Source organism: Cellulophaga baltica 18 (assembly GCF_000468615.2).
Lineage (GTDB): Bacteria > Bacteroidota > Bacteroidia > Flavobacteriales > Flavobacteriaceae > Cellulophaga > Cellulophaga baltica.
In genome coordinates this window covers 164485-190246 of record NZ_CP009976.1, presented here as the reverse complement: position 1 = coordinate 190246, position 25762 = coordinate 164485, and the positions used below count along the sequence as shown (strand labels likewise).

Here is a 25762-nt window from a genome sequence, read left to right as displayed (position 1 = left end):
AAAAATGTTTAGTAAATTTTTAAAAAGACCGGTGCTGGCTATAGTCATATCGGTAATCATTGTATTTACGGGATTACTGGCTATAAAACAATTGCCTATATCTCAATTTCCGCAAATTGCACCCACAACCGTTAATATTTTTATTGCCTATCCAGGAGCGAGTGCAGATGTTTTGGTAAATTCTACTCTTATTCCTTTAGAAACAGCAATCAATGGTGTTCAGGGAATGCGGTACATTGCATCTGATGCTACGAGTGCTGGAGAAGGTACTTTACGTATAATTTTTGAACCAGGCACAGATCCTAACCAAGCCGTAGTAATGGTTAAAACTAGGGTAGATCAAGTGATGCCATTATTACCAGAATTGGTACAAAGAGAAGGGGTGGTTATAACGCCTATTCAGCCAAGTATGTTAATGTATGTAAATTTATTTAGTACGCAAGAAGATGATGATGAGCTCTTCTTGTATAACTATGCCTACACTAAAATTATTCCAGAAATACAACGTATTGATGGAATAGCGAGTGCTCAAATATTAGGAAGCCGTAAATATGCCATGCGTGTTTGGTTAAAACCAGACCGTATGCGTGCTTATAATGTTTCTGCAGAGGAAGTAATGGAGGCTATGCAAGATCAAAGTATTATTGCAAGACCAGGAAGACTAGGGGGTAGTTCAGGGAAAACCTCACAAGCGCTAGAGTATGTATTGACGTATGAAGGTAGGTATTCGGAGCCAGAGCAATATGAAGACATTATCATACGCGCAAATGAAGAAGGTGAACTTTTAACGCTAAAAGATGTTGCCGATGTAGAGTTGGGAAGTGAGTTTTTTGATATCTATTCTAACTTAGATGGCCATCCGTCTGCATCCATTATTTTAAAACAGACATTAGGCAGTAATGGTAAAGACGTTATTGATGAGGTGAAAAACAAATTAGTAGCGCTAAAAGCAGAATTGCCTCCTGGGGTAGATTACAAAATTAGTTATGATGTTTCTAATTTCTTAGACGCTTCTATTGAGCAGGTATTACATACGCTTAGAGATGCATTTATATTAGTAGCTATTGTAGTATTCTTGTTTTTGGGTGATTGGCGGTCTACATTGATTCCGATTATTGCTGTGCCTGTTTCTTTAATTGGCGCCTTCTTTGTAATGCAACTTTTTGGACTCTCTATTAACCTAATTACTTTATTTGCATTGGTACTAGCTATTGGTATTGTGGTAGATAATGCCATTGTGGTTGTAGAAGCCGTCCATGTAAAAATGGAAGAGGAGAATTTATCTCCCTACAATGCATCCTATGCTGTATTAGGAGAAATAGGAGGGGCAATTATAGCGATAACCTTGGTGATGGTTTCGGTTTTTATTCCCATTTCCTTTATGTCAGGACCAGTTGGGGTTTTCTACCGTCAGTTTTCAATTACCATGGCCGGATCTATTATAATATCGGCTATTGTAGCACTTACGTTAACGCCTGTATTGTGTGCGGTATTGTTAAAAAATAACCACGGCAAGCCAAAACGAAAATCACCGATAGATAAATTTATCGCCTGGTTTAACAAAGGTTTTGAGAGATTAACAGGTACTTATGTCGCTGTTTTAAATAAGATTGTAGCAAGAAGATTGGTGACGTTCGGAATTTTAATTGCCTTCTGTGCGGGTATATTTTTAACAAGTAACGTATTGCCAGCAGGGTTTATTCCAAATGAAGATCAAGGGATGATCTATGCAATTATTCAAACGCCTCCAGGAGCAACTTTGGAACGTACCAATGATGTTGCCAGAAAATTACAGAAAATTTGTGAAGAAATGGATGGAGTAGAATCAGTTTCTTCACTGGCTGGGTATGAAATTATGACAGAAGGTAGAGGTTCAAATGCCGGTACTTGTTTAATTAACCTTAAGCCATGGTCAGAACGTAGCCATTCTGTACATGAAATTATGGAGCTTTTAGAAGAAGAGACTAAAGATTTAGGGGCGGTGATTGAATATTTTGAGCCACCAGCAGTACCAGGTTTTGGTTCATCAGGAGGGTTCTCTATGCGTTTGTTAGATAAAACCAACTCCACAGATTACCATGCATTTGAAAAAATAAATAACGACTTTATGGCGGCTTTAGGAGCACGTAAAGAATTGTCGGGTTTATTTACATTTTATTCTGCTAATTATCCTCAATATGAGATAAAAATTAATAATAAAATAGCGATGCAAAAGGGAGTTTCTATTGGTGCTGCTATGGAAAACCTAAATATTTTAATTGGGAGTACCTATGAGCAAGGATTCATCCGTTTTGGCAGGTTCTTTAAAGTCTATACGCAATCAGCTCCGGAATACAGAGCCTTACCAACAGACTTAGAAAAGCTATTTGTTAAAAACGAAGAGGGTGAAATGGTGCCTTATTCTGCCTTTATGACCTTGGAGAAAAAGTTAGGGCCCAATGAGATTACAAGATATAACTTGTATAACTCTGCTTCTATAAACGGACTTCCTGCCGCCGGATTTACAACCGGAGATGCTATTACCGCAATAAAAGAAGTGGCTAAGGAAACACTTCCTAGAGGGTATGATATTGCTTGGGAAGGACTTTCTTATGATGAGGCAAACAGAGGAAGTGAGTCTATTTACATTTTTGCTATCGTTTTAATCTTCGTGTACTTTGTTCTTGCGGCGCAGTATGAGAGTTTCTTATTGCCATTTGCGGTTATTTTATCACTACCAGTAGGGGTGTTTGGTTCATTCGCTCTATTAAAAGTAATGGGATTAGCAAATGATGTTTATGCACAGATTGGAGTAATAATGTTGGTGGGACTCCTCGGTAAAAATGCTGTATTGATTATAGAATTTGCCGTTCAGAAGCGTAGGCAAGGTGCCACTGTTTTAGAAGCTGCTATTGAAGGTTCTAGATCTAGATTTAGACCTATTTTAATGACTTCTTTTGCCTTTATTGCAGGATTAATTCCTCTTGTAATTGCCAGTGGTGCAGGAGCTATTGGGAATAGAACTATTGGTGGTTCTGCCATGGGGGGTATGCTTATCGGAACTATTTTTGGCGTCTTACTTATTCCAGGCCTGTATTATATTTTTGGTACGATGGCCGATGGTAGAAGCTTAATTAAAGGTGAGGCCACAGAACCTGTTTCAGAAGAATTTATAAGAGAGACAGAAGTAGAGGGCAAAACAAGAACATCACTCCGAGAGATTAAAAAACTATTGAAAAAATTAACCAAAAAGAATGATGATGAAATTTAATATAAGCAAGCTCATAGGCTATAGAGGGTCCTCGTTAGTAGGCCTTTTAGCACTGGTAAGTGTCTATGCTTGTGTACCAACGAGAACGCTAAAAGAAGAGGATACCAGCGTTCCAGAACAGTATGCAAATCAACCTATAGATACTGTAAATACCGCTAAGATGAAATGGCGCGAATTTTTTTCAGACCCTTATCTAATTTCTTTAATAGACACAGCATTGGTGCATAATCAAGAGTTAAATATCATGCTTCAACGCGTAGATATGTCTAAAAATGAAATAAAAGCGCGAAAAGGGGAGTATTTGCCTTTTGTCAATTATTTTGGTGGCGCTGAGGTTGAAAAAGTAGGGGAGTACACGCGTAATGGCGCTGTCGAAAAAAACCTTGATATTAGAGAGGGGGAGGAGTTTCCAGAACCGTTGACCAACTATGCTTTTGGTCTAAAAGCTTCTTGGGAAATTGATGTATGGAAGAAGTTGCGCAATGCTAAAAAATCTGCTGTGTTTGAGTATTTATCTACTGTAGAAGGTAAGAATTTTATGGTGACGAGTTTGGTTTCAGAAATAGCTAATTCTTATTATGAGTTACTCGCCGTTGATAGTCAGTTGGCCATAATTGATCAGAATTTAGAGCTTCAGGAACATGCGCTTACTATGGTTAAGCTTCAAAAGCAAGCAGCAAGAGCCACGGAGTTGGCGGTCAAAAAGTTCGAGGCAGAAGTTTTAAAAAATAGAAGCCATAGATTTGAACTAAAGCAAGAGATCGTAGAGATAGAAAATAAGATTAATTTTCTGATGGGTAGATCGCCGCAAACGGTAGCTCGTAGTTCTGGAGATTTTATCACGACATCTGTTGATGCTATGTATGCAGGTGTACCTTCTCAATTACTTTTAAATCGTACCGATGTTCGCCAAGCAGAATTAGAATTAGAGGCGGCTAAATTAAATATAAGCGTAGCAAAAGCTAATTTCTATCCTTCATTTGATATAACAGCAAGTGTAGGTTTAGAGGCTTTTAAACCGAAGTATTTAAATACAACTCCAGAATCTCTTTTGTATTCTGTCGTGGGTGATGTGGTAGGGCCTTTAATTAATAGAAATGCGATTAAGGCAGCATATAAAAATGCTAATGACAAGCAGATACAAGCAGTTTTTGAATATGAAAAAGCGATCTTAAATGCCTATATAGAAGTTTCAAATGAACTTTCTAATATAGATAACTTAAAGAAAAGTTTTGATTTAAAAGTAGGGCAGGTAGATGCGTTAACAGAGTCTATTGATATTTCCATACGTTTATTTCAGTCCGCTAGAGCAGATTATATGGAGGTACTATTAACACAGCGTGATGCGTTAGAGGCTACTATTGAGCTTATTGAAACTAAAAAAGATCAACTGATTGCACAAACCATGATGTACAAAGCACTAGGTGGTGGTTGGAATTAAGAAATCATAGGCACTACTTTAGTACCATGAAAAAGCCTGTAAAGAAATTTACAGGCTTTATGTTTTAGGAAGCTTTTGATCCAACTGTTTTTTTGATGACACACACTATATCATCATCTGCTAATCGTGAAGCATTTAACCTTCCAGTTATAGATTCTGTTTCTAGATATTCAAATAGTGCATCAGATACATAAGGCTTCAAATGATTAATGTTAGTGCTATTTGATAGTATTACTTCTCCGGTATGCTTATTAATTAAGCTATAATAGTAGTTAAATAATTCCATAACTTATTTCGTTTTATTTTGGATGCAACTGACGTGTTTTTATAGCTATAAAACTAATAATAGATTATTTTTTAAATGAACTCAAATGCTAAAAAATAAAACTCAAATCGCTTTTATAGCTTTGTTTAACTACTTTTAGAGGTGTGGTTGAAATAATCTTTTGACGTTTATTTATAAGTTACAATGTATGTTTGTTTTCATGGTAGAATATATATCCTCATTTTTGCGTTGTACTAAGGCAATTAAATTATTTCGATTAGGGGATAATTTTATAGGATACCTATTAGGTTAAATTAAACACTACAGTTGTAAAAAATGGAAAATTTTAAGCATATAAAAGTAACAACAACTTCTTCTCTGCAGAATGTTGAAATAGTAGAATACCTGGAACCTATTTCTGTAACTATCGTTATTGGGATGAATTTCTTTGAAGATTTACTAACAGGATTTCGGGATGTTATTGGAGGTAAGTCTAATACGTATAGCAAATCATTAGAAAAGATTAATGAAGAAGCTATTATAGAACTTAAAAGACGTGCCCATTATTTAAATGCCAATTACGTTATTGGTCTCAGTATTGACAATGATGAGATTTCTGCGCAAGGAAAATCAATGTTGATGGTTACTGCTATGGGTACAGCGGTAAGAGTTGCCGGAAAGGCTAAGAATGTCATAAAGAATTCAACTTCCATAAATTTAGAAGCTTTTGAGCAATTATCCTTAAAAGCGCGACTCTTGGAAAGTGCAGAGAATGACGAATTGATTTTAACTGAAAACAAGTGGAATCAAATTATAGAAAATCAAGTGTCAGAATTAATTCCTTTTCTTTTGACCAAGCTCACCAATAACTTAAGTCAGTTTGATGTTAAAGAAAATATTAAGTTATTTTTTGATACGCTTGAAAGAGAAGACACGATTACCCAGATTTTTGATTTCTTAGAACGCAATGAAGATAGAGATTTGGAGTACGTTTTAGAAGTGATACAAGAATTGCATATGGTAGATTATACTAAAAATCTAAAACTACTGACGAGCAAGAAGCGGTATTTAAATATTTTGGGCGCTTCCATTGCAGGAATGCATAAGAAGGCCTATTATACATCTGATCTAAAATTGATGGAAGAAACTATTTTGGTGCTCGAGGAGAAATTTCCTGTTACAGCTAGCTTTATGATATCTAAAGAATCGTTTTCAGATAAAGAAATTGATGTTTGGAAATGTGAATGCGGAACTGAAAATAATTTGGAAAGAGAAACCTGTAGAGCCTGCAAAACAGATATTCATGGGTTAAAAGATGCTACAATTAATCTAAAGGAAATTAAAGAAAGCTTAATTTATAAATTAGCTATTTTACAGAAAAACTTTGCTCAATAAATGGTATTACAATGAAATATTTTTTAATTATAAGTCTCTTATTATCAATTTTTTCCTGCAGCGGCGAAGAAAACACTAGATCTGCTGATCCTGCGGATGACACGGGCACTCCGCTAGTAAGTAGTGCTATTCCCATTTACAATCAGGCGTATCAAGAGAACTTTGAAGCAGATAAGATGAGTACTATTTTAAACAATGCCAAAAATGGATACGTTTTATTAGATCCTTTTCAAGAAGCGGTAACTGATCATGTAGCAGCAATACAGGCAAACGGTAACCAAGTAGGCGCTTATATCAGTATTGGCACGGGTGAAACTTATAGAGATGACTATGAGCAAATAAAACCTTACTTAGTAGCCACTCCTTGGGGAGAATGGCCCGATGAGTTCTTTGTAAAAGAAACTACAACTGGAGTACTAGAAGTAATGAAGGCGAGAATAGATAAGATTGCTGCTTGGGGATTTGATTGGGTAGAGTTTGATAATATGGATTGGGCTTTTGATGATGAAGCTAGAGCCACTTATAAAATAACAGCATCAAAAAGTGAAGCCATTGCTTATTATCAAGAGTTATGTGCTTATGTGCATTCAAAAGGAATGAAATGTATGGCGAAAAACAGGGTAGAAGATGCTACCGATTTTGATGGTGTCCTGTATGAATCTTATACCGATGAAAAAAATTGGTGGGATCAATCTGGAGCACAAAGCTTTTTGGATGCGGGAAAATTGGTGATTATTAATCATTACAATGAGAAATCTTGTGGAGAAGTGTATTCTGAATATAAGGGCATTTATAATGATAACCTTTCCTTTATTTGTGAGGATGCCATATTAAAAAAGTATGTTCATTATAATGAGTAGGTGAGCCTATGGTACTCCTATAAAAAAATCCCAGTAAATTTAAGTTTGCTGGGATTTTTTATAGGCTATTATGGCTAGATCTATCACCATTTACGTCAGTTTTACTATAAGTTACTACAGATAAAGTTCGTATGATTTCTAGTGATTAGCACATAAATACATGTTAATTAGGGAGTTGTATGCTGGTAAATAACATATGAGTCTCAAAATTAATAGTGCTAAATTAATATATTTATGCTAATTTGGTATATATGAAAATTGAACTATGTCCTAATTGTGGGTCAGACCATAAGATTAAAAGCGGAATTGTCAATAATAGGCAGCGGTATAAGTGTAAACAATGTAGTTATTTCTTTTCTGTAAATAAGATAGGAAAGAAGATAGATGATTATTACATAAACAAGTCGCTTCAGCTGTATTTAGAGGGATTGTCATATCGGGAGATAGAACGTATTCTTGGGGTGTCTCATGTTAGTATTATGAACTGGGTCAAGAAGTATAATATTAAACGTCCTTACAATTCTAGCTACCACCCTACCTATAAAATATTAAATGCAATAGAGCTAGGTAAGTACTTTCTAAATGCTGAAAATATTAAGGGGGCAGGAGTCGTAGTAACAGAGTTAGGAGATAAATTTATGCTTATAAAATGGGAGCGTTTTAAGGATTAAGTATAGCTATTTAACAAAATAATATATTAGTTTTTTGTTAACAAATTGTTTTTAGGAGATTAGTGGTGCACACAAAACCAATTATTCACTTATTAATCAACGTAACAATGGGAAAACAAACACTAATATGGATAGGGGTATTTCTCGCCTCCTTTCAGATTATAAATGCCCAAGGCTCTCCTGATTATACCGGAGGTCTTAAATTTAAATTTAATGAGGATGGCTCAAAATATATGCGAGTTATTTCCTGGGCACAAGTACAAGCAAATTATAATACGGAGGATACTTTTGATGCCAATGGTAATGAGAATAGTCGTCTAAACTTCAATCTACGACGAGCACGTGTATTAATGTTTGCACAAATCAATAAAGATTTTTTAATCTTAACGCATTTTGGACTCAATAGTTTAACAAGCACTACCCTAAGTCCTACAGGAAAAGGAGATGGTTCTCAACTATTTTTTCACGGAGTTTGGGCACAATATACTATAGGCGATAATCTAACGCTAGGTGGAGGCTTGCACTATTTTAATGGTATTTCAAGATTAAATAATCAGAGCACTTTAAACATGATGACGATGGATAACCATCGTCAAGCTTGGGCAACTATTGGGTTATCGGATCAGTTTGCACGTCATTTAGGATTTTTTGCCAAAGGAAATTTTGATCGGTTGCAATACCGGGTGGCAATCAATGATGCTTCGGCCTCTTCTCTAGATTCACGAACTGCGGCGGTAAATAGTTCTGCGGTTTATAACGGGCGTGCTACTTTGGGGTCTAAAGATGCTGGTAAAGCCTATGCCGGATACTTCGATTATCATTTTTTGGATCAAGAATCTAACTTCTTGCCCTATAAAGTAGGAACGTATGTGGGAAGTAAAAAAGTGTTCAATATAGGAGCGGGCTTCTTTCTACATCCGAAGGGATCTGTTATAGACAATGGTACTATAGCCGCTCCTAATTTAGTAGGAGAGGATGTCTCAATTTTTGCGGCAGATGCTTTCTATGATGCGCCAATTGGCGAAGATGGTAGTGCGGTAACTGCTTATGCAATGTTTCAATCTAGTGATTACGGAAAAGATTATTTATTCAGTGCCTATGGCACAGGGAATATGCTTTACGGGCACGTAGGTTACGTTTTCAAAGGAGACATTACAAAGACAAGGTACCAACCTTATTTAAGCTATGGCACCCATAGTTATGATGCTGTAGAGGACAACCGAAATACCTTTGGTATTGGAGTAAATGCTTTTATGAGTGGTCACAACTCAAAATTAACTTTAGAATATCAAAATCAAAGTTTTGGCGCAGTAGATTCTAATATTATATCGCTTCAAGCGATGATTTACCTATAAAAATAAAAATTATGTCTGATAAACAAAAAAACGCAACAGCGTACTGGAAAGAAAACCTGCGGTACCTAACTATTCTATTATCCATTTGGTTTTTAGTTTCCTTCGTTTTTGGAATCTTAATGGTCGATCAATTAAACGAGATAAAAATGGGAGGCTTCAAGCTAGGGTTCTGGTTTGCACAACAAGGGTCTATTTACGTGTTTGTTGTACTCATTTTCGTCTATATACGATTGATGAATAAGTTGGATAAAAAATACGGTGTTGACGAATAAACTAACTAAAAAAACAAATATATTATGGGAATACTAACTTGGACCTGGATACTCGTAGGGATCACTTTTGCACTTTATATTGGGATTGCAATTTGGGCTAGAGCAGGATCTTCAAAAGAATTTTACGTTGCAGGAGGTGGTGTGCCACCAATTATCAATGGTATGGCAACTGCAGCCGATTGGATGTCTGCAGCATCATTTATATCATTAGCAGGTATAGTCTCCTTCGGCGGCTATGATGGCTCTGTTTACCTCATGGGGTGGACCGGTGGGTATGTGCTTTTAGCTTTGCTGCTCGCTCCTTATTTAAGGAAATTTGGAAAATTTACAGTACCAGATTTTATTGGAGATCGGTATTATTCTAATGTAGCCCGTATCGTGGCTGTCATTGCGGCTTTAATAGTATCATTTACCTATGTTGCTGGTCAAATGAGAGGGGTGGGCATTGTTTTTTCAAGATATTTAGAAGTAGATATTGAGACTGGTGTTTATATTGGTATGACTATCGTACTCTTCTATGCAGTACTTGGTGGGATGAAAGGAATTACCTATACACAAGTAGCGCAATATTGTGTTCTTATTTTTGCTTTTATGGTTCCAGCAATTTTTATTTCGTTTGAAATGACAGGAAATGCTATTCCCCAATTAGGATTTGGCGGTACGGGTGATGATGGTGCTTACCTTTTGGATAAATTAGATGGTTTACATGCAGAATTAGGTTTTAGTGAATATACTACAGGAAGTAAATCTATGATAGATGTGTTTGCTATTACACTAGCCTTAATGGCGGGTACGGCCGGTTTACCTCATGTTATTGTCCGTTTCTTTACGGTACCTCGCGTAAAAGATGCACGGAAATCTGCAGGTTGGGCTTTATTATTTATTGCAATCATGTATACTACAATTCCGGCTGTTGCGGTGTTTGCAAGAGTTAATCTTATAGAAACAGTTAGTAATAAGCCATACGACGGATTGCCAGAATGGTTTGCAAATTGGGAGAAAACGGGACTCTTGAAATATGAAGATAAAAATAATGATGGTGTAGTTCAATATGTGGCAGATAAGAATACAAATGAACTTACTATTGATCGTGACATTATGGTGCTCGCAAATCCTGAAATAGCAAAATTACCTAATTGGGTAATTGCATTGGTAGGAGCAGGAGGATTGGCTGCAGCATTATCTACAGCGGCAGGTTTATTATTGGTAATAGCATCCTCTATTTCTCATGATTTATTCAAGAAAATTTTAATGCCAACAATTAGTGAAAAAGGTGAGCTTATTGCTGCGCGTCTTGCAGCTGCAGTTGCAGTAGTAATTGCAGGTTATTTTGGGATCAATCCTCCAGGATTTGTTGCTGCTGTCGTCGCATTAGCCTTTGGTCTTGCTGCCGCCTCATTCTTTCCGGCAATTGTATTAGGAATCTTCGATAAACGTATGAATAAAGAAGGGGCCATTGCAGGTATGGTAATAGGTTTGGGCTTAATGCTATTTTATATGCTGAAATTTAAATTTGGAATCTTTGATGGAGGTAAAGAAGCTGTTGATAGTTTAAAATCTAGTTGGTGGTTTGGTATATCACCTGAAGGATTTGGTACGGTCGCTATGTTCGTAAACTTTGTCTTCTCAGTTGTGATCTCGAGAATGACACCTGCGCCACCAGAAAATGTTCAGGATATTGTAGAAAATATCAGAATACCTTCTGGGGCAGGAGAGGCTTCTGGACATTAAAAATAAATACTCTTTTATTTATGAGATATCGTTTGAATAGCGGAAGGGTATTAAATTAAAATTAGTTAGTTAACCTAAAATCAGCATTGCAATTTTTGTGATGCTGATTTTTATTGATGTAATAAAATGATTTTTTTTCACTACTTTATACACGGTAAACAGCCTAGTGTATCAACTAATAACTAAACATGAAGAAACGTCATGAACAAAAACTAGTCGTCCTCTCGATTGCTTTATTTTTACTATTTAATGTACCCTTTGTCTTAATTTTTAATTTTGAAGGGGCGTTATTTGGTATTCCTACGTTTTACTTTTCAATGTTTTCTATTTGGTTGCTTTCTATTGTAATTTCAGGAATTGTTCTAAAGCGATACTATGAATAATTACTTGTTAATCATTATTATCGTTGTGTATTTAGCAGTGCTGTTTTTCATTGCTTTTTTGGCGGAAAAGAAGAAAAAAAGCAAATGGGTAAACAATCCCTATGTGTACACTTTGTCTTTAGCTGTTTATTGTTCTGCTTGGACGTACTATGGCAGTATCGGGATTGCGGCCAATTCTGGAATTGATTTTCTGCCAATTTATTTAGGTCCTGTTATTGCTGCACCTTTATGGATTGTAGTGCTTCGTAAAGTAATACGAATTTCTAAGCAAAATAAAATCTCTTCCATAGCAGATTTCATTTCTCTGCGGTATGGGAATAATAGGTTTCTGGGAGCTCTAGTTACCTTGGTTTGTCTTTTTGGTACCATTCCATATATTTCGTTACAACTAAAAGCAGTTTCAGAAACCTTTGAAATTATGGGCGATAATTTTCCGCATGTTTCAACAAATATTTTTAATGATTCAACCTTTTATGTGGCGCTACTTTTAGCCATATTCGCAACGTTTTTTGGCACACAAAAAGCAGATGCGTCAGAAAAACACACTGGAATCATTGCGGCAGTAGCTTTTGAATCGGTATTAAAATTAGTGTTCTTCTTAGTTATTGGTGTTTATGTGACCTTCTATCTATTTGATGGCACCACCGATATTTATACGCAAATAGCGACTAGAGCAAATTTTAAAGAACTAACCGGTCTTTCAGGATTGGAAGAAGGGTTTAATTGGTTTTTTATGATTGGATTGTCATTTATGGCCATCTTTTTATTGCCTAGACAATTTCAGGTTTCAGTATTGGAAAATACCAGAGAAAAATATTTAAAAAAAGCGATCTGGTTATTTCCACTTTACCTGCTGTTGTTTAACATATTCGTAATTTTCATTGCTTGGGCGGGAGAGATAACTTTTGGAGGCACTGCGAATTCAGAATATTACACCTTACTTTTACCTTTAAAGAATGGCAATTCATTTCTAGCCACTTTAGTATTTCTTGGAGGATTCTCTGCAGTCATTTCCATGGTGGTGGTTTCTACATTAGCACTCTCCACAATGGTGAGCAACAATTTAATTATTCCGTATGGCTTTTTAGATAAATTCATTAGAAATCAAACAGAACGGAATGCGAAGTATATTAAGAATATTCGTCGGATTTCTATTTTTACCATTATTATCATAGCGTATTTCTTTTATGTCTCTTTTTCGAGCGAATTGTCGTTGTACGCCATAGGGCTAATTTCATTTGTAATTATAGGACAACTGGCGCCTTCTTTTTTTATTGGATTATTTTGGAACCGTGGTTCTTCTAAAGGGGCTGTAATAGGAATTATTGTTGGTTTTCTTATAACCGTATATACCTTAATACTTCCATTTACGATATCAGCAACGGGACGTGAGAATTTTACAGAATTAGGATTATTTGGTATTAGCGCCCTTAAGCCATATGCTCTTTTTGGAATTGATTTTTTGAGTCCGCCAGCACATGCTTTTTTCTGGAGCATGCTAGTTAATTTACTCTGCTATCTCGTGTTTTCAATTATGACGAAAGGGAATTATCGAGAGCGTAATTATGCGGAAATGTTTGTAGATAGTAACAATTTTACCGCCTTACAAGACAGTGCATTGGTTTGGAAGGGAGAAGCCTACGTAGCAGATATAAAAAATGTCCTTATTCGGTTTTTAGGAGAAACTAAAGCGGCTAGAGCCTTAAAATTATTTTTCACAAAGTATAACTTACCATTAGATACGCAATTAGCAGATGCTAGACTGATCAATTTTTCAGAAAAACTTTTGACGGGAAGTATAGGTAGTGCTTCTGCTAAAATATTAATTTCTAGTGTGGTTAAAGAAGAGCAAATAAGTTTAGTAGAGGTGCTAAAAATTTTAGAAGAATCAAAGAAGAATATCGTAAGTAATAAAATGCTTCTTGAAAAATCAGACGAGCTCTCGCAATTATCTTCAAAATTAAAAGATGTAAATGAAGAGCTTGTAGTTAAGGATAAGCAAAAAGATGAGTTTTTAGATACGGTAGCACACGAGTTAAAAACGCCTATTACAGGTATTAGAGCTGCTACAGAACTTTTAATGGATGAAGAGGATGATATGCCAAAGGAAATTAAAAAACAGTTCCTGAATAACATCCTTCAAGATTCGGATAGGCTAGGGCGACTCATTAATAATATTCTGGATTTTGAAAAGATGGAGACAGGGCGACTTAAATTAAATAAAGGTTCTTTGGATATTCAACAAACCATAAGAACGGCAGTAGAACGCACGCAACATATTGCAGCTAAAAAAGGAATCAAAATAAACATAAAAAATGTCCATCGTTTTTATTTGAATTATGATGAAGATAGAATTATTCAGGTGTTGTACAATTTGCTTTCAAATGCTTTGAAATTTTGTGAGCCAGAATCTGGACACATTGAAATAGATTATAGGCTAGGAAACGAAGTACTTGAGATTGTGGTAAGAGACAATGGAAAAGGGATACCTCTTGAAGATGTCGACTTTATTTTTGATAAATTTTATCAATCTCAACATCAAAATACCATTAAGCCAGAAGGCAGTGGATTAGGCTTAGCGATTACCCGACAAATTATAGAAAAACACGGTGGAAAAATTTGGGCCTCTAAACATATAAAAACAGGTGCAGAACTTGTTTTTACGTTGCCATTTAGTTAACTTGGTTACAGATTTTATGAAGTACAAGATTTTAATCGTCGATGACGAACCAAATATAGTAATGTCACTAGAATATGCCTTTAAAAAGCAGGATTTTGAGGTGTTTATAGCTAGAGATGGTAGTGAAGCATTAGAACTATTGAAACTTAGCACGCCAGATATTGTGTTGCTAGATATTATGATGCCAAATGTAGATGGGTATCAGACGTTAAAACATATAAAAAGTACCGCTAGTTTAGAAGCTACTAAAGTAGTTTTCTTAACAGCAAAAAATAAAGCTTCGGATATTGAAAAAGGATTAAATCTAGGAGCTGATAAATATTTAATTAAACCTTTTTCAGTAAAAAAAATAGTCGCAGAAATTCTGCAACTTATGACTTAAAAGCAGTCTTATAGGTCTTCTTTAAATATTGGTTTTGTGTGCAAACAAACAATGTTTAACTAAAATTTTAAGACGTGAAGTATCAAATAAAACCACATACATCAGATATTCTTATTACGATTTATGTAGTAATCACTTTATTCTATAGAATAAAGTTTGAAAACGAAGCAGGCGTAACGGCACTACAATCTCTTGTAATCGGTCTATGCCTTATTGCTATGCCTTGGTCTCTTATCAAACTAAAGATCCTTAATCCCAAGTGGTTCGGCTTATTTAATCCTAAAAAATCAGAGCTCTAATTTTAGGGGGAATGTGTTAGTTGTATAGCTTCTTTGCTAATGCTATATGGTCAAAAAATACAATGTTTACCCCATTACCTATTTATCTAGTGATGAAGCCTGCTCAGGCTGTTTTATGTCAAGGAGGTTACGTTGAACTAGACATCACCTATTATCAAAATAAAATCAATTTCCAGAATTCTAAATTCTAGAATTTTAATTAAAAATTTATCCGTCATGAGTAATTATCATATAAAACATTTAGAAGAGTATTATCAAGTTTATCGAAAGTCTGTACGTAATCCGGAATCTTTTTGGGAAGAAATAGCAGAAGAACATTTCTTATGGCGTAAGAAATGGGATACGGTGCTAAGCTGGGATTTTAAGAAACCAGAAGTAAAATGGTTTGAAGGTGCTAAATTGAATATAACCGAGAATTGTATTGATAGGCACCTAGCAACGAGAGGAGATAAAACAGCTATTCTATTTGAGCCCAATGACCCAAAAGAAGCGGCACAACATATTACGTATAAAGACTTGTATCATCGGGTCAATAAATTTGCTAATGTTTTAAAGGCGAAAGGAGTTACAAAAGGAGATCGCGTCTGTGTTTACCTGCCTATGATTCCAGAATTAGCAGTGGCTATATTGGCCTGTGCACGGATAGGCGCCATACACTCGGTGGTTTTTGCAGGCTTTTCGTCTATAGCCTTAGCAACAAGAATTAATGATGCGGATTGTAAGATGGTTATCACCTCTGATGGGTCGTACCGTGGTGCTAAATCTATTGACTTAAAAGGGATTGTAGACGAAGCTTTAGAAGATTGTAAAGGGGTTAATAAGGTATTGGTAGTAAAGCGTATTGATACAGAGATTTTTATGAAAGCAGGGCGTGATGAATGGCTTCAGCCTTTGTTAGACGATGCTTCCGATGAACTTGTGGCAACTGTTATGGATGCCGAAGATCCTTTATTTATCCTATACACTTCAGGTTCTACAGGAATGCCAAAAGGAATGGTGCATAGCACTGGAGGATATATGGTGTATACGGCATATACCTTTAAAAATGTTTTTCAATATAGAGAGAATGATATTTACTGGTGTACAGCAGATATTGGCTGGATCACAGGGCATAGTTATATTGTGTACGGACCCTTAGCAAATGGTGCAACCACGGTAATGTTTGAAGGGGTACCTAGTTATCCTGATTATGGACGCTTTTGGGAAATTGTAGAAAAGCATAAAATTACGCAATTCTATACGGCTCCTACAGCAATAAGGGCTTTGGCAAAAGAGGGGGTGGCTTATATAGATACGCATGATTTGTCTTCCTTAAAAGTATTAGGTACGGTAGGAGAGCCTATAAATGAAGAGGCGTGGCATTGGTATGATGATAATGTAGGTAAAAGAAAGGCGCCAATTGTAGATACGTGGTGGCAAACAGAAACGGGAGGTATTATGATTACTCCAATTCCATTTTGTACGCCTACCAAACCAACTTACGCAACCTTACCCTTTATAGGAATTCAACCAGCACTCATGGATGAAAATGGTAAAGAAATAAAAGGAGATCAGGCGGATGGTCGTTTGTGTATAAAATTTCCTTGGCCGAGTATTGCAAGAACTATTTGGGGTAATCACCAGCGGTATAAAGACACTTATTTTTCTGCCTATGAGAATATGTATTTTACGGGAGATGGAGCTCTCAGAGATGAGGTGGGTTATTATAGAATAACTGGGCGTGTAGATGATGTTATTATTGTTTCAGGACATAATTTAGGAACAGCACCTATAGAAGATGCTATAAATGAGCATCCTGCGGTTTCTGAAAGCGCCATCGTAGGATTTCCGCATGATATCAAAGGAAATGCATTGTATGGATATGTAACCTTAAAAGAAACAGGAGAAAGTAGAAATCATGATAATTTAAGAAAAGAAATAAATCAAATTATAACAGAGCAAATAGGACCTATTGCCAAACTAGATAAAATTCAATTTACAAATGGTTTACCAAAGACCCGATCTGGAAAAATTATGCGTCGTATTCTTCGAAAAATAGCGGGTAAAGACACTAGTAATCTGGGGGATACAAGCACCCTTTTAAACCCAGAATGTGTTCAACAAATAATGGACAATGTACTATAAACGCATCTAAATGTAAAAAACCCCGTAAACACTAGTGTTACGAGGTTGTTTTGTGGAGCCGGGGAGAATCGAACGATACTCCCCAAAGCCCTTTAAACAAAGATTTTTCGAGTTTAATTTTAGAACGCTCACCGAATAGGTGACTTTATAGCTATTGTTTCGAAAACAATTATATTTTAAATAATTTGATGTTTATCCTAGCCATTTGTCACCTTCATATTAAGGTGTTAACTTTTGATAAATATTACAAACATACAGCGAATAAGAAATAAGTGTATTTCATCGAAAATAAAAATTTTTTTATTTTCGATTCAGTATTTTCAGTATATTTATTGTGAGATTCCCCCTTCTTTAGTTAGAATAACACAGATTGCTGAAATTACCTCATTGGATGATTTCCTAATCTGTTTGATTCATTCCCCCTTTTTAAGTTTTTTAGACACAATTCAGAAACAGTCGAATAATCTATTATTTCGCTACGAATTCGACACTTAAATTTAGTTTTCTGTTAAGTCTTTTTTCAATTTATTAAAATGGTATGGTTTTCGGGGACATTGGGATACAGGACCTTCAGTTAGAACATACACTTGATATAAATCCGTCCAATGGAAATGTATCAGGAATGGTCAAAGTTCCATTATCCGAAGGAAGAAATGGGTTTGGGGCTGCTTTGTCCTTACATTATGGTTCATCATCAAGAAATTCTGTTTTTGGAATGGGTTGGAGTTTAAGCGGTCTTCCGTTTATTGCTATTGATACAAAAAAAGGATTACCCAAATATGACGGAACAGACAACTATGCATTTAATGGGGCAAGTTCAGTAGTCCCTCAATTATTCAAGACTGGTAGCACATGGAATCACAAGATTGAAGAGAATGCAGCTTATTGGATTTACTGTTACAGAGCAAAGAATGAGGATGCATATACAAGATTTGAAAAATGGATAAAAAAATCAACCGGTGAGGTTCATTGGCGGACGAGATCAAAAAATAATGTGGTATCAGTTTATGGACTTGAGGCTTCCGGGTTAAACCAAATAGCTGATCCAGAAAATAAGAGCCGAATTTTCATCTGGTTGCTCGAAGCTCAGTATGATAACCTCGGAAATGCAATACAATATATTTACAAACAAGAAAATGGTGACAATATTGATTCTCTTAAATCTTATGAAAGCAATAGATTAAGAAAATTTTCGCGAACTAATTTTGCTCAAAAATATCCAGACAGGATACTTTATGGAAACACAATGCCATTGCAGGCTGATAGACCTTTACCAGCTAATAATAAATGGTTGTTTGAAGTTGTTTTTGATTATGGTGAATACCAAAACAGGCCATATAGTAATAGCCAACCTAATGCAGGAGTAAAATGGCACAAAAGACCAGACCCTTATTCTGTCAATAATTCTGGTTTTGAAATCAGGATCTATAGATTGTGTAAACGGATATTGATGTTTCATCATTTCGATGAATTAGCTGGAAAATCTTTGACTGGAATATTTGAATGCAAATACAACAAAAATCCATCAGGAACTACACTTCGGGGTTTAGCTTATACTGGAATAAGAAGAGATATTAATGCTGGCACCTATACAGAAAAGCAACTTCCTGAACTAACTTTCAAATATTCTGTGCCAACAGTTGGTGTGAGCTTCAATGCAACTATTCAAGAATCGAATGAAAACTTACCTCAAGGTTTTAACCACTTAAAGACTAGGTTAGTCGATTTGTTTGGCGAAGGACTTACTGGAATACTCACCGAATCAGCCAATGCATGGTATTATAAACCCAACTTGGGAGATGGCTTATTTGGCAAACAAGACATAGTCATTGAGAAGCCGTCTCAGGAAATGGGTATCTATTCTCTCGGAGATTTTGATCAGGATGGCAATCTTAATTTATTCTCTTTACAAGGTAGAACAGCAGGTTATTATGAATTTGACAGAGAAAGAGAGAAATGGTCTGGATTCAAAGCATTGCAGAACATTCCTCAGGTTGGTCATTCCAAATTCATGGATGTGGATGGCGATGGCTATCCTGATTTAGTAGTAGAGCGGGAAGATAAGATTATCTGTTACCCTTTTAAAGGCAAAGATGGATTTGAAAAGCCTTACGAATTTGCAAAGCCAATTTCGAATGGTGTTGTTTATGCTCCCACCATAGGAGAAAATCTATCGCTAGATTATTTTCAGGCGGATATGACGGGTGATGGCCTACCTGATCAGGTTAGAATAAAAAACGGAAGAGTTGAGTATTATCCAAATTTAGGGCACGGACATTTTGGCGAAGTTGTTCTCATGGAAGATTCACCAATAATTGATTTTGATAACACTTTTGATGCCAGCAGAATACGCCTCTATGATTTGGATGGCAGTGGTACTTCCGATATATTATATATTGGAAATGGTGAAATACGATACTGGCATAATGCATCTGGTAACAAATTTATATTTGGGGGAAGAATTACAAACCTTCCATATATTGACAATATAAGTTCAGCCATAGTCCTAGATTTTCTTGGACAAGGTACTCCATGCCTGGTTTGGTCGAATTCTTTGAGTTTTTCCCAAAACTCTTCTATTCAATATTTGGAATTGACCAATGGTATCAAACCAAGATTGCTAATTTCTCTCGAAAATGGACTAGGGAAAGAGGAACAGATAGAATATGGTTATTCAGGTAAACATTATTTAGATGCGAAAAAAGCCGGGAATCCTTGGATTTCTAAAATACCATCTCATTTTACAGTAGTAGACAAAAAAATAGTAATCGACCATATCACCAATAGCCGTTTTATTACTGAATTTAAATATCAGGATGGACATTATGATGGCAACGAAAGATCATTTGTGTCCTTTGGTTTGATTGAACAATACGATACTGAACTTTTTGAAAACGCTTCAATCACACATGATAAAGAATACACCCAACCTAGTTGTACCAGAACCTGGTTGCATAATGGTATTTTTGGTTGGGATAGCAGAAGAGCCGGACAGTTTTATAATAAAGATGCAAAACATCAATTATTATCGCCCCAGTCGTTTGAACATATGGATGCTCTGGAATCGAACGATTTTGAACAAGGATACAGAACCCTTGCAGGAAAAGTAATCCGTCAGGAAATTTATGCTACAACGCCTGTTGGCGAATTGGCCGAGCATCCCTATCAGGTTTCTCAGAATTCATACTCAATCAGGAAACTTCAGCATAAACACAAAAAAAACGATTCCTGTTTTTTTGCATACCAAACAGAGGCATTAAGCTATACTTATGAGCAAGAAGCTAATGATCCAAAAATAGCTCATCAGCTATCAGTTTTGGTAAACGAATTTGGGGATATGGAAAAAAGCTTGAATGTTGCTTATTCAAGAAGAAATTCTGCCATTGGAAGCTACCCTGCTCAAAATAGAGATTATATCACCTTAAGCAAGAACACCTATTTAAACAAAAACACCCTTGACAATTATCAAACCGGAATCCTATTTGAAGCTAAAGATTTTGAAGTTAATTTTATAGATAGAAATCCTGATGAAATTATAAGACTCAAAGATGTTCAAGCACTTTTTGACGGTTTGGCAGCCAATGCCATTGAATTTGATCGAGTGCTTTCGTCAGGAGGCGTTTCACAAGCACGACTTATTTCATGGGATAGGTCTTATTTTTGGAACAACAATTTTGATGATGTTTTGCCCCTCGGACAAACAGGTCATATAGTTTTTGCCCACCACGAAGAGACTGCTTGTTTCAATGATAACTTGATTAATCAGGCATTCATTGGAAAGGTTACGACTGTCATGCTTTCCGATAATGATGAAGGAAATTATATTCAAAACGAGGGCTACTGGTGGCAACAAACGGCAGTTAATTACTTCTTGGGAATGGATAAGTTTTTCAACCTCGATAAGGTTGAAAGAGCTGCCGGTAATATCACGACTTACCAATACGATAAGTACAATCTCAATATCATAGAAATTACTGACGCTTTCGGCAATATCACCAAAGGCGAAATTGATTATAATATTGTAGAACCCTTCCGTTTGATTGATCCAAATGATAATGTTTCTGAAGTGCTTTATGATCCTTTGGGAGTGCCTGTTGTCACAACGCATCAAGGTACGGTTTTAGATGATTCCAGTACGTTGCAGAAATATGGGAATAATCTGATTGGTGATTATGCAAAAAGAAATGACGAAAGCATCGTTAATATTCTTGCTAATCCCGCCAACTATCTTCAGCAAGCAGACAGTTTTCTTTTTTACGATGTTGATAGTTGGATAAATCAAGGCAAACCACTTCGCAGCATCAACCTAAACCGTGAAAATTTAGTTCATGACGGAAAAGGAACTATTGACAACAGTTTCAAGATTCAAATTGGGTTAGATTATCAAGATGGATTTGGACGGATCATTCAAAGCAAACAGAAAGTAGAATCAGGTTTAGCCATTCTAAGAAAACCAGATGGAGGTTTAGACTTAGATACAGGAGGTGAACCCATACTTTTGCACAGTAATGAAAGGTGGCTTGTATCTGGGCATGTCGTTTACAACAACAAGATTCAACCAGTACGACAGTTTGAACCTTATTTCTCTACTTTAGCAGATTTTGAAAACGATGAAGTTCTCGAAACTTTTGGGGTGTCTGCACAAAATTATTACGATGCTGTAGGCAGAACCTACCGCACAGATTTTCCAAACAGTACTTTTACTGAAATCAAATTTACGCCGTGGGAAGTTACCTCCTACGACCAGAATGATACGGTTGATCGTTCGTTTTATAAAATATTCAGAGAAATACTTCCAAATGATGCTCCTGAGCGAATGGCTTTGGATAAAAGTTTGGCCCACAAAGAGACACCAGCCATTGTAAAATTTGACCCACTAGGCAGAGAGATTGTCACCCTAGAACGAAACAATGACGGAGCAGAAAGAAGGATTGAAAACCGTTATGATATTAATGGAAACATCGCTGAAATCATTGATGCCAGAAATCTAGAGGCTTTTGAATACAAGCGTGATATGCTAGGCAGACAGCTCTATGAAAAAAGTATGGATGCAGGAGAAAAGTGGGCATTCCACAATAACCTTGACCAAACCATACATTTATGGGACAGTCGCAACATACACCAAAGAACCCGATATGATCATCTGGATCGAGTTACTACTGTACTTGTAGATGGTGCTTTGGGCTTAAATCAAATTACAGAACGATTTGTATATGGCGAAGATGCCTCAGTAGTTCAGGCTAAAGAGAAAAATCTAAGGGGGCAGTTGGTCATTTATTACGATCAGGCTGGTCTCCAAGAATTAAAAATTGCGGCACCAGGTGGCGTACCGCTTTTGGTGGAACGAAAACTATTACATCAATTCACAGCTGAACCCAATTGGAGCAATCCTGCAACAGTTGGCCTTGCTGCAGATACGTACACATCAAAATATAGGTATGATGCTTTGGGACGTCCTGATCAACAAGAACTACCTGACCAAACTACCCGAAAGTTTATTTTTAATCAGGGCGGTGGTGTACAAAAAGTATTGGTTTCCACCGCTGATGAGGAGATGAATGACGTTGAATTACTAAAAAACACCACCTACGATGCCAAAGGGTTAAGACAATCGGCTCTTTTGGGCAATGATGTAGAAACGTCATACAGCTATGACACCGAAACATTCCGCATGAAACGGCTTCGCTCAAGAAAAACAAGCGGAACGCCCCGAACATATCAGGATATATTTTATACCTATGACCCTGTTGGCAACCTCGTCCATTTGGTAGATGAAGCGCAGCAGCCAACATCGCCCAACCCTCATGTATTGCAGGGATTAAATGTATCGTCCCATTCTGAATTTGAATACGATGCCTTATACCAATTGAAAGTGGCCAAAGGCAGAGTGCACCAAGCATTGTTGCAAAACGACTATGCCGACCGCAGCAGGGAAGCAGGAGTACCGGCCAATTGGGGAAAAGGCACAAGACATATCACTTTGAATAACGGTGCCACCGTAGAACGCTTTTCCAGAACTTACCAATACGATGTAGCAGGAAATATAGAAAGCATCAGGCATAGCGGAGTATCACAAAACTGGAACAAACAAATCTGGACTTCCCCAAGCTCAAATCGTTCATTGCCACAAACGGATTTCAATGACGTTGCCATCTCCAATCCAGAAAGCCGGTTCGATGCAAACGGCAACTGTATTTACATGCCGCATCTGAGAAGTCTAGAATGGAACTACCGAAACAATATCTCCAAAGCTGTTGTGATAGACCGTTCTGCTCAAGGAAAACCGAACGATGAGGAATATTATGTGTATGGTGGCGATGGCATGCGGGTGCGAAAAATTACCCAAAGGGTTGTTGATGTGACTAATGACACTGTTGAACTTACCGAAAAAATTTACCTCGATGGTTGTGAAATTAAACGAATTACCAGAGGAGGAATTGAACTCATCAAACGACTCACATCTACGATCACCGATGGAACAAATACCATTGCCAAAATTCACTCCTGGGAAACGGACACGAATGCACGGGAGACGGATGACGTTACAAAGAAAAAAATCCATTACCAATTAGCCAACCATTTAGGCTCGGCTGCTTTGGAGCTGGATGAACAAGGCGCTGTAATTACTTACGAAGAGTATTTCCCCTATGGAGGCACTTCATTTATTGCAGGTAGAAACAAACGGGAAATCGACCTGAAAGATTACCGCTACTCAGGCAAAGAACGGGATGATTTTACAGGCTTGTATTATTTTGGCTATCGCTATTATGCCCATTGGATAGGTGGTTGGATTAATCCTGATCCTATAGGCCCCGAAGATTCCTTGAATTTGTATCTCTATGTGCATAACAACCCTATCAATTTGGTGGATCCGAATGGGTTGCAGAGTACTGAAATTCCAGAAACCGATGTGCCTACTTCTAGATCTTATAATAACATAACTGACGAACAAAGAAGATTACTTGGAGAAAGAAGTATAGAAGCTAGGTCGACACTTACAAACGAATTAAGTGGTCCGTTAACTACGCATTTTGGCAGTGGATATTTTGCATGGCACACTTCAAACGGTAAATGGATATGGTTTCATGGGGCTGAACCAGAAGTTGGAGAAGGGGAAATTGGTCCTTCAATATCACCTACTACTGACAATGATGCCCCAGAGGCTGAGCGAGAAGCACCACCACCAACAGCAGAACCCGAAGTATTAGAACCAGAGATAGAAACTCAGAATCATGAAGGAAACAATGGATCTCGAATACCTGGATCAGGAACTTCATATGCTGGCTCAGAATTAATATTCAGCAACCCAGAAGGTTTTACCCTAGAGGTGCCTAATAACTTTGATGATGATAAACTCAGAATGTACAGAGAAAGGATTCAAACAGATAGAGGTGTTGGAAATCGTTCCGCTTTAAATGCTGATTCTAACATAACTATTACTGATGCAGATGTGGATGCAACATGGCAGCAGTATCAGGAAGTGAATCCAAATGGCTCATTTGACAGGGTTAGAGTCCAACAGGAGTTAGAGGCTGGTAGAGTGCTCAATTCTGATACGGGTAGATTTAGGAATGCCAATCCTACATCCAGAAGTCCAGTGACAGATGATATCAGAGCAAATAATTCGATTTTACAAGAAAACTGGTTAGAAGCGGAAGATGCTGCTGGAAGAACAAGACCTTCAGGTCATCATGTAGATCATGGCGTTGAATTACAACATATAAATAGACCAAATGGGACTGGAGGTGCTGATACTGTCCGCTTCGAAGATCATAGGTTTCAGCAAGATAGCGTGAACACTTCACAAGGCTCAAGTGCAAGGCATACAAGGGAAAGGTCAGTGGCTGCGGGGGCACCAGAAAACGTTCCAGCAGGAGGAGTAGCTAGGAGTCGGGACATAGGCCTATTAAGAAATTCAGAAGGACTAAGAACATTTGGCAGAGGTGCAGGGCATTTATTTACCATTGGAGGTCCAATATTATCCTGGTATGGTGCAAGCCAAATTTCCGACCAGAGAGTTCGATATGCAGCTTATGCAACAGTAGGTGTCGAGAGCCTAGGAGTAGGAACATATTTTTATGGTAGATGGGCATTAAACGGTGCAAATGGCTTTGGTAATGGCCTTCGGGTTATGGGGACTGGTTCAAGATTTATGAGAATTGGTGGAGGTGCAGGTATGATAATTACTTCTGTTTACTCATGGGGGGAACATTTTCAGCAAGAAGAATATGGAGTTCTGGTCGGTGATACTGCTGGTACTGGGCTTGGTTATATGATGCTAACACAAACTGGATCCACGCCATTGGTAGCTTTAACTGGTACAGCTTTAGCAGCAAATTATGCAGGAGATTATGTTGAGTCTAGAGTTACACCTAGATACGGCAGGTCTGCCGGAATAACTGCAGGAACTGGGGTAGGTTTGGGGATTGGTGCTGCAGTTGGCGGAGGATTAGTATTTTTTGGGTTAGTTTCAAACCCTGTAGGCTGGGGGATTCTTGCAGTAGGTGGAATTGCTGGTTTTATAGGGGCCGTTTGGTAATATTTTTAATAGAATAAAACATGACAACATACTTCACTTCCATTCTCCGAACCGCCAAAGACCTTGAAAGTCTTTTTGGTTCTGTAAAGCACAAGCTGCTGAATAATCCTTTCGA

The 25762-nt window shown here is 37.1% G+C and carries 14 protein-coding genes; 13 read left to right on the top strand and 1 reads right to left on the bottom strand.

Annotation, left to right across the window (positions count from 1 at the left end; genetic code table 11):
* Nucleotides 1-4: 4 nt before the first annotated feature.
* Both M666_RS00650 and M666_RS00645 read left to right on the top strand, forming a co-directional pair.
* Nucleotides 5-3250 (top strand): efflux RND transporter permease subunit, encoded by a 3246-nt coding sequence (locus M666_RS00650; protein ID WP_029445387.1) that lies wholly within the window; start codon nt 5-7, stop codon nt 3248-3250.
* Nucleotides 3240-4691: a TolC family protein gene (locus M666_RS00645; RefSeq protein ID WP_039324888.1), complete on the top strand. Its 1452-nt coding sequence runs from the start codon at nt 3240-3242 to the stop codon at nt 4689-4691. Before M666_RS00650 ends, M666_RS00645 begins: the two co-directional genes overlap by 11 nt.
* A gap of 64 nt (nt 4692-4755) precedes the next feature.
* Here the strand turns inward: M666_RS00645 and M666_RS00640 are convergent, their stop codons facing one another.
* Nucleotides 4756-4977 carry a hypothetical protein gene (locus M666_RS00640; RefSeq protein WP_029445389.1) on the bottom strand — a complete coding sequence of 74 codons (222 nt, stop codon included), beginning with the start codon at nt 4975-4977 and terminating at the stop codon, nt 4756-4758.
* A gap of 315 nt (nt 4978-5292) precedes the next feature.
* Between M666_RS00640 and M666_RS19860 the strand changes: the two genes are divergently transcribed.
* From M666_RS19860 to M666_RS00585, 11 genes are all read left to right on the top strand, one after another.
* Nucleotides 5293-6351 (top strand): YbjQ family protein, encoded by a 1059-nt coding sequence (locus M666_RS19860; RefSeq protein WP_052206635.1) that lies wholly within the window; start codon nt 5293-5295, stop codon nt 6349-6351.
* Nucleotides 6352-6362: 11 nt separating this feature from the next.
* Nucleotides 6363-7211 (top strand): endo alpha-1,4 polygalactosaminidase, encoded by an 849-nt coding sequence (locus M666_RS00630; RefSeq protein ID WP_029445391.1) that lies wholly within the window; start codon nt 6363-6365, stop codon nt 7209-7211.
* 251 nt (nt 7212-7462) lie between these two features.
* A complete protein-coding gene (locus M666_RS00625; protein ID WP_025614075.1) occupies nt 7463-7882 on the top strand; it encodes a transposase-like zinc-binding domain-containing protein in 420 nt (139 codons plus the stop codon).
* A 107-nt stretch (nt 7883-7989) separates the two neighbouring features.
* Complete coding sequence (locus M666_RS00620; RefSeq protein WP_029445392.1) at nt 7990-9237, top strand: hypothetical protein; 1248 nt, start codon at nt 7990-7992, stop codon at nt 9235-9237.
* Nucleotides 9238-9248: 11 nt separating this feature from the next.
* Nucleotides 9249-9509, top strand: a complete 261-nt coding sequence (locus M666_RS00615; RefSeq protein ID WP_029445393.1) for a DUF4212 domain-containing protein — start codon at nt 9249-9251, stop codon at nt 9507-9509.
* Between the two features lie 24 nt (nt 9510-9533).
* Nucleotides 9534-11240, top strand: a complete 1707-nt coding sequence (locus tag M666_RS00610) for a sodium:solute symporter family protein (protein WP_024479429.1) — start codon at nt 9534-9536, stop codon at nt 11238-11240.
* 188 nt (nt 11241-11428) lie between these two features.
* Complete coding sequence (locus M666_RS20160) at nt 11429-11623, top strand: hypothetical protein (RefSeq protein ID WP_024479430.1); 195 nt, start codon at nt 11429-11431, stop codon at nt 11621-11623.
* A complete protein-coding gene (locus M666_RS00605; protein WP_029445394.1) occupies nt 11616-14303 on the top strand; it encodes a sensor histidine kinase in 2688 nt (895 codons plus the stop codon). Before M666_RS20160 ends, M666_RS00605 begins: the two co-directional genes overlap by 8 nt.
* Nucleotides 14304-14319: 16 nt before the next feature.
* Nucleotides 14320-14685 carry a response regulator transcription factor gene (locus M666_RS00600; protein WP_024479432.1) on the top strand — a complete coding sequence of 122 codons (366 nt, stop codon included), beginning with the start codon at nt 14320-14322 and terminating at the stop codon, nt 14683-14685.
* A 515-nt stretch (nt 14686-15200) separates the two neighbouring features.
* Nucleotides 15201-17108: an acetate--CoA ligase gene (gene acs / locus M666_RS00590; protein ID WP_029445395.1), complete on the top strand. Its 1908-nt coding sequence runs from the start codon at nt 15201-15203 to the stop codon at nt 17106-17108.
* Nucleotides 17109-17646: 538 nt separating this feature from the next.
* The gene (locus tag M666_RS00585; protein WP_029445396.1) at nt 17647-25647 is read left to right on the top strand and encodes a SpvB/TcaC N-terminal domain-containing protein; all 8001 of its coding nucleotides are present in this window, start codon (nt 17647-17649) and stop codon (nt 25645-25647) included.
* The last annotated feature ends 115 nt before the right edge of the window (nt 25648-25762 follow it).

Excerpts from the sequence above, each read along its gene's own strand:
- acs (WP_029445395.1), top strand. The coding sequence starts at position 15,201 with ATGAGTAATTATCATATAAAACATTTAGAAGAGTATTATCAAGTTTAT.
- M666_RS00615 (WP_029445393.1), top strand. The coding sequence starts at position 9,249 with ATGTCTGATAAACAAAAAAACGCAACAGCGTACTGGAAAGAAAACCTG.
- M666_RS00605 (WP_029445394.1), top strand. The coding sequence starts at position 11,616 with ATGAATAATTACTTGTTAATCATTATTATCGTTGTGTATTTAGCAGTG.
- M666_RS00620 (WP_029445392.1), top strand. The coding sequence starts at position 7,990 with ATGGGAAAACAAACACTAATATGGATAGGGGTATTTCTCGCCTCCTTT.
- M666_RS20160 (WP_024479430.1), top strand. The coding sequence starts at position 11,429 with ATGAAGAAACGTCATGAACAAAAACTAGTCGTCCTCTCGATTGCTTTA.
- M666_RS00630 (WP_029445391.1), top strand. The coding sequence starts at position 6,363 with ATGAAATATTTTTTAATTATAAGTCTCTTATTATCAATTTTTTCCTGC.
- M666_RS00625 (WP_025614075.1), top strand. The coding sequence starts at position 7,463 with ATGAAAATTGAACTATGTCCTAATTGTGGGTCAGACCATAAGATTAAA.
- M666_RS00645 (WP_039324888.1), top strand. The coding sequence starts at position 3,240 with ATGAAATTTAATATAAGCAAGCTCATAGGCTATAGAGGGTCCTCGTTA.
- M666_RS00600 (WP_024479432.1), top strand. The coding sequence starts at position 14,320 with ATGAAGTACAAGATTTTAATCGTCGATGACGAACCAAATATAGTAATG.
- M666_RS00585 (WP_029445396.1), top strand. The coding sequence starts at position 17,647 with ATGGTTTTCGGGGACATTGGGATACAGGACCTTCAGTTAGAACATACA.
- M666_RS19860 (WP_052206635.1), top strand. The coding sequence starts at position 5,293 with ATGGAAAATTTTAAGCATATAAAAGTAACAACAACTTCTTCTCTGCAG.
- M666_RS00650 (WP_029445387.1), top strand. The coding sequence starts at position 5 with ATGTTTAGTAAATTTTTAAAAAGACCGGTGCTGGCTATAGTCATATCG.
- M666_RS00610 (WP_024479429.1), top strand. The coding sequence starts at position 9,534 with ATGGGAATACTAACTTGGACCTGGATACTCGTAGGGATCACTTTTGCA.
- M666_RS00640 (WP_029445389.1), bottom strand. The coding sequence starts at position 4,977 with ATGGAATTATTTAACTACTATTATAGCTTAATTAATAAGCATACCGGA.